A 13,846-nucleotide genomic window follows, 5' to 3' on the forward strand; every position below is an offset into this window, starting at 1 on the left:
CAAGCCAGCTCCCACACGGAGAGCGGTGTCGTTGAGGGCCATACTTGACCTGTGGGAGCTGGCTTGCCAGCGAAGGCTGCAAAACCGGTGTTCAGGAGGGATACTGTGCCCTTTTTTTCTCAGCTGTGGATAACCCAACCATGCGTGTCTGGATCGACGCCGACGCCTGCCCCAAGGCAGCCAAGGACCAACTGGTCAAATTTGCCCTCAAGCGTCAGTTCGAGGTGGTGCTGGTTGCCGGCCAGGGCCAGATCAAGCCGGCCTTCGCCTGCGTGCGGCTGATCGTGGTGCCCAGCGGCCCGGACGCTGCCGACGATTACCTGGTGGAGCACGCCGTGCCCGGCGAGTTGGTGATCTGCAGCGATGTGCCGCTGGCGGATCGGCTGGTCAAGAAGGGCGTGGCCGCCCTCGACCCGCGTGGGCGCGAGTTCGACGAGCGCAACATGGGTGATCGCCTGGCGGTACGCAACCTGTTCACCGACCTGCGCGAACAAGGCCAGGTCGGTGGCGGCCAGGCGCCCTACGGCGAGCGCGAGAAGCAGGCGTTCGCCAATGCGCTGGACCGCATTCTTACCCGCCTGGCGCGCGAATTTGCGCGCTGAGGTTGGTCAGTCGTTTTCGTGGGTCAGTTCCAGCACCCGGTCGACCAGCTTGTAGATCCCGCCTGCCGCTTCGCTGATGCTCTGGGCCAGCATGTAGGCCGGGGTGCTGACCAGCTTGCGCTGGGTGTCTTCGACGATGTCGTGCACATCGCAGTCTTCATGGGTGGCGCCCATCTTGACGATGGCCGCACTGGTGTCGGCGTCGTTGCCGATGGTGCAGACCACGCCCGGGCCGTAAATCTTGGCGGCCAGCGCCGGTGAAATGCAGATCAGGCCCACTGGCTTGCCGGCTTCGGCAAAGGCTTCGGCCAGGGCCAGCACGTCGGGGTGTACGCTGCAGGCCGAGCCTTCGACGGCAAAATTGGAGAGGTTCTTGGCTGCGCCAAAACCGCCTGGCACGATCAGCGCATCGAAGTCCTTGGCATCGGCTTCGCGCAGGTCCTTGATGTCGCCGCGGGCAATGCGCGCCGACTCCACCAGCACATTGCGCGATTCGGGCATCTCTTCGCCGGTGAGGTGGTTGAGCACATGCATCTGCGCGATGTTCGGCGCGAAGCACTGTACCTGTGCGCCGCGTTGATCAAGGCGCAGCAGGGTGATGACGCTCTCGTGGATTTCTGCACCGTCATAAACGCCGCAACCGGACAGGATCACTGCAACTTTTTTCTTGGTCATGCTCACTACTCCCGTTCAAGGCGCTAAATGTCCCTTAATTTGGCCATGTCCGCCATGCTCTCTACATAGATCGCAACGAACCGGGAGTGTTCATTCGTGAGGCAGGGCAGATGCGGCTATGGCCGCTCACTACCTTCGCGCGGGTGCTGGTCCTGGCCGGCAGCCCCGTGGGCCTGCTCGGCCTGGGCCGCAGCTGCTTCCTGGCGGGCAATGCGCGCGGCCTTGAAGCGACGGCGCAGCCACAGCGCGGCACCGAGCAGCAGCAGCGCGCCGAGCACCCACAGCTCATACTTCTTCACGTTGCCCAGCAAGCCTTCGAGAATCGCGCCGAAGTGGTAGGCCGCCGCGCCCAGGGCCAAGGCCCATACCGCCGCGCCAATGCCATTGAGCAGCAGGTAACGGCGTGGCGGGTAGCCCGACAGGCCGATGGCCACCGGCATCACCGTGCGCAAGCCGTAGACGAAGCGAAAGCTCAGCACCCAGATATCCGGGTGCCGGCGGATATGCTCCAGCGCACGGTCGCCCATCAACTGCCAGCGCGGTTTGCGCGCCAGCAGTTTGCGCCCATGGCGGCGGCCCATGAAGTACCACAACTGGTCGCCCGCATAGCTGCCAAAGAAGGCGACCAGCACCACCATGTTGATATCCATGTAGCCACGGAACGCAAGAAATCCGGCGAGAACCAGAATGGTCTCACCTTCAAAAAAGGTGCCTAGAAAAAGGGCAAAATAGCCGAAATCCTGCAGGAATTGTTCAAGCATTTTCTGGGTGCTGGCGAAATGAACGCGCAGCCTAACCCCTGGGAGGCTTTAGGGAAAGTGTCCAAATGTGTCTCGACGTGAACAATTCCTACACGGAGAATGAATGCGTCCATAAGTCGCAGGCTTGCCCCGGGCTGTCATACGGGCGTCATAATGGCTGCTTATAACTGTCGCGCTCGCCCGCCTGCGCGGGCTCAGGAGTCTGCCGTGAGCTTTACCCCCGCTAACCGTTTGTTTCCTGCCACTCGCCTGCGTCGCAACCGCCGTGACGACTTTTCTCGTCGCCTGGTGCGCGAAACCACACTGACTGTTGATGACCTGATTCTGCCGGTATTCGTGCTGGACGGTGCAAACCGTCGCGAGGAAGTCGCCTCGATGCCGGGCGTCGAGCGCCTGACCATCGACCTGTTGCTTGAGGCCGCCGAAGAATGGGTGAAGCTGGGCATTCCGGCCCTGGCGCTGTTCCCGGTGACCCCGACTGAAAAGAAATCCCTGGATGGCGCCGAAGCCTGGAACCCCGAGGGGATTGCCCAGCGCGCCACCCGCGCGCTGCGTGAGCGCTTCCCGGAGCTGGGGGTGATCACCGACGTTGCCCTCGACCCGTTCACCACCCATGGCCAGGACGGTATCCTCGATGACGAGGGTTACGTGCAGAACGACATTACCGTCGATGCGCTGGTGCGTCAGGCGTTGTCGCATGCCGAGGCCGGTGCCCAGGTGGTGGCGCCGTCGGACATGATGGACGGGCGTATCCAGGCGATCCGCGAGGCACTGGAGCTGGCTGGCCACGTCAACGTGCGCATCATGGCCTACTCGGCCAAGTACGCCAGCGCCTACTACGGCCCGTTCCGCGACGCGGTCGGCTCGGCGCTGAACCTGGGCAAGGCCAACAAGGCCTCGTACCAGATGGACCCGGCCAACACCCACGAAGCCCTGCACGAAGTGGCCGCCGACCTGTCTGAAGGCGCGGACATGGTAATGGTCAAGCCAGGCATGCCGTATCTGGATATCCTTGCGCGGGTCAAGGATGAGTTCAAGGTGCCGACCTTTGTTTACCAGGTCAGTGGCGAGTACGCGATGCACATGGCCGCGATCCAGAACGGCTGGCTCTCCGAAGGGGTCATTCTCGAATCCCTTACCGCTTTCAAACGGGCGGGCGCCGACGGCATCCTGACCTATTTCGCTGTTCGCGCCGCACAATTGATGAGAGGGCAGTAACGCCCTTCAGGAACGCCACATGAATAACGAAGCACTAACCGAAGTCGAAGTGAAGGATGCCCAGCCCGTGCCCGAGCAGATGGTCGAAACCCCGCCGGCGCCCGAGCCTGTGCCGGTAGCCGAGGTCGAAGCGCCTGCAGCGGTCGCTGCGCCTGCGCCAGCACCGGCGATTGTGGTGCCGGGCCTGGACGACAGCAGCCTGTACATCCATCGCGAATTGTCCCAGCTGCAGTTCAACATCCGCGTGCTGGAACAGGCGCTGGACGAGTCCTACCCGCTGCTGGAGCGACTGAAGTTCCTGCTGATCTTCTCCAGCAACCTGGATGAGTTCTTCGAGATTCGTGTGGCGGGCCTGAAGAAGCAGATCACCTTCGCCCGTGAGCAGGCCGGGGCCGACGGCTTGCAGCCGCACCAGGCACTGGCGCGCATCAGCGAGCTGGTGCATGTCGAGGTTGATCGCCAGTACGCGATCCTCAACGATGTGCTGCTGCCGGAGCTGGAGAAACACCAGATCCGCTTCATCCGCCGCCGGCACTGGACCACCAAGCTCAAGACCTGGGTGCGTCGCTACTTCCGTGACGAGATCGCGCCGATCATCACCCCGATCGGCCTGGACCCGACCCATCCGTTCCCGCTGCTGGTGAACAAGAGCCTGAACTTCATCGTCGAGCTTGAAGGCGTCGACGCCTTCGGGCGCGATTCGGGCCTGGCGATCATTCCGGCGCCACGCCTGCTGCCGCGGGTGATCAAGGTGCCTGAAGAGGTCGGTGGCACCGGCGACAACTATGTGTTCCTGTCGTCGATGATCCATGCCCACGCCGATGACCTGTTCCAGGGCATGAAGGTGAAGGGCTGCTACCAGTTCCGCCTGACCCGTAACGCCGACCTGGCGCTGGACTCCGAAGATGTCGAAGACCTGGCCCGCGCGCTGCGCGGTGAACTGTTCTCGCGCCGCTACGGTGATGCGGTGCGTCTGGAAGTGGCCGACACCTGCCCCAAGCACCTGTCCGACTACCTGCTCAAGCAGTTCAGCCTAAGCGAGCACGAGGTGTACCAGGTCAAGGGCCCGGTCAACCTCACGCGCCTGTTCAGCATCACCAGCCTGGACAGCCACCCCGAGCTGCAATACACGCCGTTCACCCCGGCGATCCCCAAGCTGTTGCAGAACAGCGAGAACATTTTCAGCGTGGTGAGCAAGCAGGACATCCTGCTGATGCACCCCTTCGAGTCGTTCACCCCGGTGGTCGACCTGCTGCGCCAGGCCGCCAAAGACCCGCATGTGCTGGCGGTGCGCCAGACCCTGTACCGCAGTGGCGCCAACTCCGAGATCGTCGATGCGCTGGTGGATGCCGCGCGTAACGGCAAGGAGGTTACGGCGGTGATCGAATTGCGCGCGCGTTTCGACGAAGAGTCCAACCTGCAGATGGCCAGCCGCCTGCAGGCGGCGGGTGCGGTGGTGATCTACGGCGTGGTCGGTTTCAAGACCCACGCCAAGATGATGCTGATCCTGCGCCGCGAGGCCGGCGAGATCGTGCGCTACGCGCACCTGGGTACCGGCAACTACCATGCCGGCAACGCACGCCTGTACACCGACTACAGCCTGCTGACCTCGGATGACGCCTTGTGCGAAGACGTTGGCAAGCTGTTCAGCCAGTTGATCGGCATGGGCAAGACCCTGCGCATGAAGAAGCTGCTGCACGCGCCGTTCACCCTGAAGAAGGGCATGCTCGACATGATTGCGCGCGAAACCCAGTTTGCCGTCGAGGGCAAGCCGGCGCATATCATCGCCAAGTTCAACTCGCTGACCGACCCCAAGATCATCAAGGCGCTGTACAAGGCCAGCCAATCGGGCGTGCGCATCGACCTGGTGGTGCGTGGCATGTGCTGCCTGCGGCCGGGCATCCCGGGCGTGTCGCACAACATTCACGTACGCTCGATCATCGGCCGCTTCCTGGAGCACACGCGGGCGTTCTACTTCCTCAACGGCGGCGAAGAGCAGATGTTCCTGTCGAGTGCCGACTGGATGGAGCGCAACCTCGACAAGCGCGTCGAGACCTGCTTCCCGGTCGAGGGCAAGAAGCTGATCCTGCGCGTGAAAAAGGAGCTGGAGGGGTACCTGACCGACAACACCCACGCGTGGATTCTGCAGTCGGACGGCCGCTACGTGCGCAGCACGCCGACCGGCAACCAGAACGCGCGCAGTGCCCAGGCCACTCTGCTCGAGCGCCTGAGCAACCCGGTGCTTATCGTACGCTGAGGGTAAAGCCGACCCGGGCCAGCCAGTCGGCCTCCAGGCCGAAGTCGGCCTGGGTCAGCTGGTTCTGCTCCAGCCAGCCGCTGGGGAACTCCACGTCCAGGCTCTGGCCTGCCGCGTGCAGCTTCACCGCCGGCATCTGCTGGGTGCCGCGAATGTGATGGAACAGGATCGCGAAACGCAGTAGCACGCACAGGCGAATCAGCTTCACGCCTTCGTCGCCGAACTCGGCAAACTTGTCCCTGGGGATGTTGCGGCGGTGCCCGCGCACCAGCAGGGCCAGCATCTGCTGGTCTTCGCGGGAGAAGCCGGCCAGGTCGGAGTGTTCGATCAGGTACGCACCGTGCTTGTGGTAATGGTAGTGGGCAATGTCCAGGCCCACTTCATGCACCTTGGCTGCCCAGCCCAGCAGTTCGCGCCAGATCCCGTCTTCCAGCTCCCATGCCTTGGCCACCTGGTCGAAGGCATGCAGTGCCTTGCGTTCCACCCGCGCCGCCTGGCCCAGGTCGACGTGGTAGCGCTCCATCAGCGAGGTCAGGGTGCGCTCGCGCACGTCTTCATGGTGGTGACGGCCCAGCAGGTCGTACAGCACGCCTTCACGCAGGGCGCCATCGCAATGGTCCATGCGTTGCAGTTCCAGCGCGTCGAAGATCGCCTCCAGAATCGCCAGGCCTGCCGGGAAGATGGTGCGTCGGTCCGGCTTGACCCCTTCGAAGTCGATCTTGTCGGTGTCGCCCAGCTTGAACAGCTTGCGCTTGAGCCAGGCCAGGCCCTCGGCGTTGACCTCGCCATTGCCCATGCCGCCGGCCTTGAGGGCCAGGCCGATGGCGCGGATGGTGCCCGAGGAGCCGATGGCTTCATCCCAGGTGAGGCGGTGCAGGGCGTTCTCGATGCTCATCAGCTCCAGGCGCGCGGCCGTGTAGGCCTGGGCGTAGCGTGCCGGGGTGATCTTGCCGTCGCGGAAGTAACGCTGGGTGAAGCTCACGCAGCCCATCTGCAGGCTTTCGCGCAGCAGCGGCTCGAAGCGCTGGCCGATGATGAACTCGGTACTGCCGCCGCCGATGTCGGCCACCAGGCGCTTGCCGGGGGTGTCGGCCAGGGTGTGCGAGACGCCCAGGTAGATCAGGCGCGCCTCTTCGCGGCCGGAAATGACCTCGACCGGGTGTCCGAGAATGGCTTCGGCGCGGCGGATGAATTCGCCGCGGTTGCGTGCCTCGCGCAACGCGTTGGTGCCGACGATGCGCACCGCGCCGTCGGGCATGCCATTGATCAGCTGGGCAAAGCGCTTGAGGCAGTCGAGCCCGCGCTGCATGGACTCTTCGCTGAGCTGGCGCTCTTCATCGATGCCGGCGGCCAACTGAACCTTTTCTCCCAACCGTTCCAGGATGCGGATGTCATTGTGGTGGGCCTTGGCCACGACCATATGGAAGCTGTTGGAGCCCAGGTCGATAGCAGCGATCAAGGACAGATTCTTGGCTGGGTTTTGCGGCATGGTCATGGGATCTCGGTCGATAACCCGGCAATCGTGCCACGATCCGCCGCTGACGCCAACGCGCAGCGTGACAAGGCTTGATACAGGGCAGTGGGGGCTCGGTTATATGACTTTAATGTGTCTTTGATGTGACAGTCGATTGGCTGCGTCGTGCATAACTATAGTTACACTCAATCGCGCGTGGCTTCCTGTCGACGGCGAGGGCGGCTATGATGGGCCACGTTTTTTTGCTTACGACCTTGGAGACTTCCATGAGCAGCGATCTTATCAAACACGTCACTGACGCCACCTTCGAAGCCGAAGTCTTGCAGGCTCAAGGTCCGGTGCTGGTCGACTACTGGGCTGAATGGTGCGGCCCATGCAAAATGATCGCGCCGGTACTGGACGACATCGCCGCTACCTACGAGGGCAAACTGACCGTCGCCAAGCTCAACATCGACGACAACCAGGAAACCCCGGCCAAGCACGGCGTACGTGGTATCCCGACACTGATGCTGTTCAAGAACGGCAATGTCGAGGCGACCAAGGTGGGCGCGCTGTCCAAATCTCAGCTGCAGGCGTTCCTCGACGCCAATATCTGAGTCGAAAAAAGCCCCGCATTTGTCGGGGCTTTTCTCTCTCTGGTGACTAGACGCCAGAAAATGCAAGTGATACATTCGGCCTCGCACTGTTTCTTTCGGTGCCCCCTGCACGCCGTCGCCGACGCACCTCAATTCGAATTAGTACGCGATCCTGTCGCCTTCTCTGCGGCGCGGCTTCATTAAGCCAGAAGCTTAATTCCCCCTTCTTACATGATTACGTCATTCCCCTTATGAATCTGACTGAACTCAAGCAAAAGCCGATTACCGATCTGCTCGAATTGGCCGAACAGATGGGCATAGAAAATATGGCCCGTTCGCGCAAGCAGGACGTGATTTTCTCCCTGTTGAAAAAGCACGCTAAAAGCGGCGAGGAAATCTCCGGTGACGGCGTGCTGGAGATTCTCCAGGACGGTTTCGGCTTCCTGCGTTCGGCCGATGCTTCCTATCTGGCCGGCCCGGACGACATCTATGTCTCGCCTAGCCAGATCCGTCGCTTCAACCTGCGCACCGGTGACACCATCGTCGGCAAGATCCGCCCGCCTAAAGAAGGCGAGCGTTACTTCGCGCTGCTCAAGGTCGACACCATCAACTACGACCGTCCAGAGAACGCGAAGAATAAGATCCTCTTCGAGAACCTGACGCCGTTGTTCCCGACCAAGCGCTTGAAGATGGAAGCCGGCAACGGTTCCACCGAAGACCTCACCGGTCGTGTCATCGACCTGTGTGCGCCAATCGGCAAGGGCCAGCGTGGCCTGATCGTCGCCCCGCCAAAAGCGGGCAAGACCATCATGCTGCAGAACATCGCGGCCAACATCACGCGCAACAACCCCGAGTGCCACCTGATCGTCCTGCTGATCGACGAGCGCCCGGAAGAAGTGACCGAAATGCAGCGCACCGTGCGCGGCGAAGTGGTTGCCTCCACCTTCGACGAGCCGCCAACCCGTCACGTGCAAGTGGCCGAGATGGTCATCGAGAAGGCCAAGCGCCTGGTCGAGCACAAGAAGGACGTGGTCATCCTGCTCGACTCGATCACCCGTCTGGCACGTGCCTACAACACCGTGATCCCGAGTTCCGGCAAGGTCCTGACCGGTGGTGTCGATGCCCACGCGCTGGAGAAGCCGAAGCGTTTCTTCGGTGCGGCGCGTAACATCGAGGAAGGCGGTTCGCTGACCATCATCGCCACCGCGCTGGTCGAAACCGGCTCGAAGATGGACGAAGTGATCTACGAAGAGTTCAAGGGTACCGGCAACATGGAACTGCCCCTGGACCGTCGTATCGCCGAGAAGCGTGTGTTCCCGGCCATCAACATCAACCGTTCGGGTACGCGTCGCGAAGAGCTGCTGACCGCCGACGACGAGCTGCAGCGCATGTGGATCCTGCGCAAGCTGCTGCACCCGATGGACGAGATCGCCGCGATCGAGTTCCTGGTCGACAAGCTCAAGCAGACCAAGACCAACGACGAGTTCTTCCTGTCGATGAAGCGCAAGTAACACAGGCGGTACGCAAAAGCCGGGGAAACCCGGCTTTTTGCTATCTGCACATTGGCTATTCTGGCCGACCGGGTTCGGCGCTACACTTTGCCCCCCGACCGATACGGCGAACACGAGGCTCCCGCATGCAGTATCGCGATTTGCGCGACTTTATCCGCGGCCTGGAACAGCGCGGCGAACTCAAGCGCATCCAGGTTCCCATCTCTCCTATCCTGGAAATGACCGAAGTCTGCGACCGCACCCTGCGTGCCAAGGGCCCGGCGTTGCTGTTCGAGAACCCGACCGGTTACGACATCCCGGTGCTGGGCAACCTGTTCGGCACCCCGGAGCGGGTGGCCATGGGCATGGGCGCCGAGTCGGTCAGCGAGCTGCGCGAGATCGGCAAGCTGCTGGCCTTCCTCAAGGAGCCCGAGCCGCCCAAGGGGCTCAAGGATGCCTGGTCGAAGCTGCCGATCTTCAAGAAAGTCATCGCCATGGCGCCCAAGGTGATCAAGGATGCGCCCTGTCACGAGGTGGTGATCGAGGGGGACGATGTCGACCTCGGTGCGTTGCCCATCCAGCATTGCTGGCCTGGCGATGTGGCGCCGCTGATCACCTGGGGGCTGACCGTTACCCGCGGGCCGAACAAGGACCGCCAGAACCTGGGCATCTACCGCCAGCAGGTGATCGCGCGCAACAAGGTGATCATGCGCTGGTTGAGCCACCGTGGCGGCGCGCTGGATTACCGCGAATGGTGCGAGAAGCACCCGGGCCAGCCGTTCCCGGTGGCCGTGGCGTTGGGCGCCGACCCGGCGACCATCCTGGGCGCCGTCACGCCGGTGCCCGACAGCCTGTCCGAGTACGCCTTTGCCGGCCTGCTGCGTGGCAACCGCACCGAGCTGGTCAAGTGCCGCGGCAACGACCTGCAGGTACCGGCCACCGCCGAGATCATCCTCGAAGGCGTGATCCACCCGGGCGAGATGGCCCCGGAAGGCCCGTACGGCGATCACACCGGCTACTACAACGAGGTGGACAGCTTTCCGGTGTTCACCGTCGAGCGCATCACCCACCGCCTCAAGCCGATCTACCACAGCACCTACACGGGCCGTCCGCCGGATGAACCGGCGATCCTCGGCGTGGCGTTGAACGAAGTGTTCGTGCCGATCCTGCAGAAGCAGTTCCCCGAGATCACCGATTTCTACCTGCCGCCCGAGGGCTGCTCGTACCGCATGGCGGTGGTGACCATGAAGAAGCAGTACCCGGGCCACGCCAAGCGTGTGATGCTGGGTGTGTGGTCGTTCCTGCGCCAGTTCATGTACACCAAGTTCGTCATCGTCACCGACGACGACATCAACGCACGGGACTGGAACGACGTGATCTGGGCCATCACCACGCGCATGGACCCCAAGCGCGATACGGTGATGATCGACAACACGCCGATCGATTACCTGGACTTCGCCTCGCCGGTGTCTGGCCTGGGTTCGAAGATGGGCCTGGACGCCACGCACAAGTGGCCCGGCGAGACCACCCGTGAATGGGGCCGGGTCATCGTCAAGGACGAAGCCGTCACACGACGGATCGATGAGCTGTGGACTCAGTTGGGAATAGAATAATGCAGGTAACCTTGCAGCCCTGCGGGGCGGTGCTGGCACTCAACCCCGGGGAGCGCATCCTGGATGGCGCCCGGCGCCTGGGCTACGAATGCCCGCAGAGCTGTCGCAATGGCAATTGCCATGTGTGCGCGGCGCTGCTGGTGGAAGGCCGCGTGCGCCAGGAGGGCGAGGTACGCGAGCATGGCGAGCTGTACACCTGCATCGCCGAGCCGCTGGAGGATTGCGTGTTGCTGTGGGATGGCGTGCTGGCCCTGGGCGAACTGCCGGTTCGCCAGTTGGCCTGTCAGTTGAACGAATGCGTCGCTGTGGGCGGCGACGTGTGGCGCGTGCGTCTGCGCGCACCGGCTGGCAAGCTGCCGCGCTACCACGCCGGGCAGTACCTGATGATCGAGCGCGAAGGGGGCGACAAGGCCGCGTTTTCGCTGGCGTCGGCGCCGCACCGCGGGCGTGACCTGGAGCTGCACGTGCTGGCGCGCGAAAGCAGTGCGCTGGAGCTGATCGCGCAGTTGCAGCGCAACCGCATGGCACGCGTTGAGCTGCCGTTTGGCGATACCCACCTGGCCGAGTTGCCCGATGGGCCGCTGGTGCTGATCGCCGCCGGTACCGGCATGGCGCAGATGCACAGCCTGATCGAGCATTGTCGCGCCGCCGGTTTCAAACACCCGGTGCACCTGTATTGGGGCGTGCGCCGCCCGGACGATTTCTACACGCTCGAACACTGGGACGAATGGGCGCAATTGCCCAATCTGTTCCTGCACAAGGTGGTGAGCGACCTGTGCGGGTGGGAGGGGCGTTGCGGCCTGTTGCACGAGGCGGTGTGCGAGGACATCGCCGACCTGACGGGCGTGCATGTGTACGCCAGCGGATCGCCGAGCATGATCTACGCCACCCTCGACGCCTTGGTGGGCGCCGGCATGGACGCGCACCAGATGCGTGCCGATGTATTCGCTTATGCCCCGCGTGGCTAACTTTGGGAGTCACGGCGCGTTGCAATAACGCGCCGGTTTAAATAACCGGGGCGGGCCTACTCGGTTATAAGTGGCGGGCCGGTGTTAATGATTGCAAGCGCCGTCAAAAACTATTACTACACTTGAAACAGCAGGCTTGAAAGCCCCGGTTCTGGCGGCTTTGTTGCGGCAGGGGCTTGTATTCAGGCGCCCAACTGCCGTACGGTCGATGCCTTGTTAGTGCAATGACTTTAGAGTGAACGACTTCTCAAGTTCACGGGGAATTCTGGCGGCGATCATGTCGGCAATTGAAACTGCACCACTGAGTTTGGCCTACCCTCCCGTGCTCGACTTCGGTCAGCAACTGACGCACGAGCAACTTCAACAGTCGCTCGCCATGACCATGTCGCGGCATCAGGGCGGCCCGGTCTGGCTGTTTGCCTACGGCTCGCTGATCTGGCGCCCGGAGTGCAGTGCGGCCGAGCGCAGGCGTGCAAGGGTGCATGGCTACCACCGCGGGCTGTACCTGTGGTCGCACGAGCACCGCGGCACACCGGAATGCCCCGGGCTGGTGTTTGGCCTGGACCGCGGCGGCTCCTGCAGCGGCTTCGCCTACCGCCTGCCCGAAGAGCGTTTGCACGACTCGTTGCTGGCATTGTGGCAGCGCGAGATGCCCTATCCTGCGTATCGCCCGCACTGGCTCAACTGCCGCCTCGACGATGGCACTAAGGTGCAGGCCCTCGGGTTCGTGCTTGAACGTCACCTGCCGTGTTACGCCGGCAACCTGCCCGATACCTTGCTCAGCCATATCCTGGCCAGTGCCAAGGGGCGCTACGGCAGTACCCGCGACTATGTCGAGCAGACCCTGGCGGCGCTGCGCACCCATGCCATGCCGGACCGTAACTTGGAAGCTCGTTTCAAGCGTTGCCATTCGGCGGACAAGGCCTGACAGCTGCGGTACCATCGCGCCCCTGATCACGGGTTGCTTTGGGTATCAAGGATGAAAGGTTGGTTTGCCGCAGTGTTTTTCTGGTCTTGCTTCGCGCAGGCCGAGCATGTTCCCACCTTTGCGCAGTCGCCGGCTCCGGCGTACCCGCGGGCGATGAGGATGGCCGGTGTGGAAGGCACCGTGCGCCTGGCGTACCAGGTCGACTCGCGCGACGGTTCCATCAGCCAGGTGACGATCAAGCGCAGTGACCACGTGTTGTTCAGCGACGCGGTAAAGGCCGCCATCGCCAAGGCGCGTTTCGTGCCCTGGCAGGTGGCCAAGGGCGAGCCGGTGCAGACCGATGTGGTGCAGGACCTGGTCTTTCGCATGGATGAACAGTCCAGATCGGTTACGCTCGATGCCCAGGCCGATCTGATGCAGATGCAGTGCAAGCTGTTCAACCTGTACCTGGCCCAATACCGTCAGATCAGGTCGACACAACCGCTGTGGCAGATGGACAGCGTGGCCGTCGGAATCGGCATGCTGGCTCAGACGTCACGTGCAGCGCCCACCCTGGTGCAGTTCGAGCAAGCGCAGCAGGCGCTCGAGGCGGCCTTGCCGTCGATCGAACAGCGCTGCGCCGGGTTGCCCGACATGCTGTTCATCAACGCCTGGCCGCAGCCGTTGCGTGACCGTGCGCTCAAGCCACTTTGAGGCGCGCCTCTTTCAGAAAGGAATCCCATGACAACGCCTCTCCCGGTCTTTACCTATTACCCCGGCAAGGTTCACTACATCGTGCCCAGCAGCGAGGCATGCGTGTGCTGTGGGCAGGCGCGTGGCTACCTGTATGACGGCACCTTGTACACCGCGCAGACGCTTGAGGGCGAGATCTGCCCGTGGTGCATTGCCGATGGTTCGGCGGCCGCGCGGTATGACGGCAGCTTCCATGATGTGTATGTGATGGAGGAGGACGGCATAAAGCCTGAGGTGCTCGACGAAATCGCCTACCGTACGCCGGGTTATCCCACGTGGCAGGACAGCCAGTGGATGCACCACTGCAACGACGCCTGCGAGTTTCATGGCGATGCCAGTGCCGAGGATATCAGCCAGGCCACACCGGAGACCCGGCAGCACTGGGCCGAGTACAACGGCATGACCGTGGAAGACTGGTCGTGGGCGGCGCAGGGCTATGCGCCGGGTGGGGATACGGGTTTCTACAAGTTCGTGTGCCGCGGGTGCAAGCAGGTGTTGTTGGCGTGGGACATGAGCTGAGTGGCTTTGCGGCCAGAGCCCCTTTTACGGGGGG

The 13,846-nt window shown here is 62.9% G+C and carries 13 protein-coding genes; 10 read left to right on the top strand and 3 right to left on the bottom strand.

Going from position 1 to position 13,846, the window contains the following annotated elements:
• Positions 1-140 precede the first annotated feature (140 nt).
• On the top strand, positions 141-602 hold the full coding sequence (locus tag G3436_RS05400; RefSeq protein WP_163942130.1) for a YaiI/YqxD family protein: 462 nt from the start codon (positions 141-143) through the stop codon (positions 600-602).
• A gap of 6 nt (positions 603-608) precedes the next feature.
• Here the strand turns inward: G3436_RS05400 and elbB are convergent, their stop codons facing one another.
• Positions 609-1,277: an isoprenoid biosynthesis glyoxalase ElbB gene (gene elbB, locus G3436_RS05405; protein WP_163942133.1), complete on the bottom strand. Its 669-nt coding sequence runs from the start codon at positions 1,275-1,277 to the stop codon at positions 609-611.
• Between the two features lie 116 nt (positions 1,278-1,393).
• A complete protein-coding gene (locus G3436_RS05410; RefSeq protein WP_163942136.1) occupies positions 1,394-2,038 on the bottom strand; it encodes a DedA family protein in 645 nt (214 codons plus the stop codon).
• A 207-nt stretch (positions 2,039-2,245) separates the two neighbouring features.
• On the opposite strand from G3436_RS05410, the gene hemB reads away from it, so the two are divergent.
• On the top strand, positions 2,246-3,256 hold the full coding sequence (gene hemB / locus G3436_RS05415; protein WP_163942139.1) for a porphobilinogen synthase: 1,011 nt from the start codon (positions 2,246-2,248) through the stop codon (positions 3,254-3,256).
• 19 nt (positions 3,257-3,275) lie between these two features.
• Positions 3,276-5,513, top strand: a complete 2,238-nt coding sequence (gene ppk1, locus G3436_RS05420) for a polyphosphate kinase 1 (protein ID WP_420801174.1) — start codon at positions 3,276-3,278, stop codon at positions 5,511-5,513.
• Here ppk1 and ppx read toward each other — a convergent pair.
• A complete protein-coding gene (ppx, locus tag G3436_RS05425; protein ID WP_163942166.1) occupies positions 5,500-7,002 on the bottom strand; it encodes an exopolyphosphatase in 1,503 nt (500 codons plus the stop codon). The genes ppk1 and ppx overlap by 14 nt on opposite strands.
• Positions 7,003-7,253: 251 nt before the next feature.
• Here ppx and trxA point away from each other — a divergent pair, with 251 nt between their 5' ends.
• The 7 genes from trxA to G3436_RS05460 all read left to right on the top strand — a co-directional run bounded on the left by trxA (position 7,254) and on the right by G3436_RS05460 (position 13,812).
• Entirely contained in the window at positions 7,254-7,583 is a 330-nt protein-coding gene (trxA, locus tag G3436_RS05430) for a thioredoxin TrxA (RefSeq protein WP_163942142.1), read from the top strand.
• A 230-nt stretch (positions 7,584-7,813) separates the two neighbouring features.
• A complete protein-coding gene (rho, locus tag G3436_RS05435; protein ID WP_163942145.1) occupies positions 7,814-9,073 on the top strand; it encodes a transcription termination factor Rho in 1,260 nt (419 codons plus the stop codon).
• Positions 9,074-9,198: 125 nt separating this feature from the next.
• Entirely contained in the window at positions 9,199-10,665 is a 1,467-nt protein-coding gene (ubiD, locus tag G3436_RS05440) for a 4-hydroxy-3-polyprenylbenzoate decarboxylase (protein ID WP_163942149.1), read from the top strand.
• Complete coding sequence (locus tag G3436_RS05445; protein WP_163942152.1) at positions 10,665-11,633, top strand: CDP-6-deoxy-delta-3,4-glucoseen reductase; 969 nt, start codon at positions 10,665-10,667, stop codon at positions 11,631-11,633. The genes ubiD and G3436_RS05445 overlap by 1 nt, the downstream gene beginning before the upstream one ends.
• 277 nt (positions 11,634-11,910) lie before the next feature.
• A complete protein-coding gene (locus G3436_RS05450) occupies positions 11,911-12,561 on the top strand; it encodes a gamma-glutamylcyclotransferase (RefSeq protein WP_163942155.1) in 651 nt (216 codons plus the stop codon).
• A gap of 51 nt (positions 12,562-12,612) precedes the next feature.
• Positions 12,613-13,254: an energy transducer TonB gene (locus G3436_RS05455; RefSeq protein ID WP_279538560.1), complete on the top strand. Its 642-nt coding sequence runs from the start codon at positions 12,613-12,615 to the stop codon at positions 13,252-13,254.
• Positions 13,255-13,281: 27 nt separating this feature from the next.
• Positions 13,282-13,812, top strand: a complete 531-nt coding sequence (locus tag G3436_RS05460; RefSeq protein WP_163942160.1) for a CbrC family protein — start codon at positions 13,282-13,284, stop codon at positions 13,810-13,812.
• Positions 13,813-13,846 lie beyond the last annotated feature (34 nt).

The organism is Pseudomonas brassicae (genome assembly GCF_010671725.1).
GTDB classification, from domain to species: domain Bacteria; phylum Pseudomonadota; class Gammaproteobacteria; order Pseudomonadales; family Pseudomonadaceae; genus Aquipseudomonas; species Aquipseudomonas brassicae.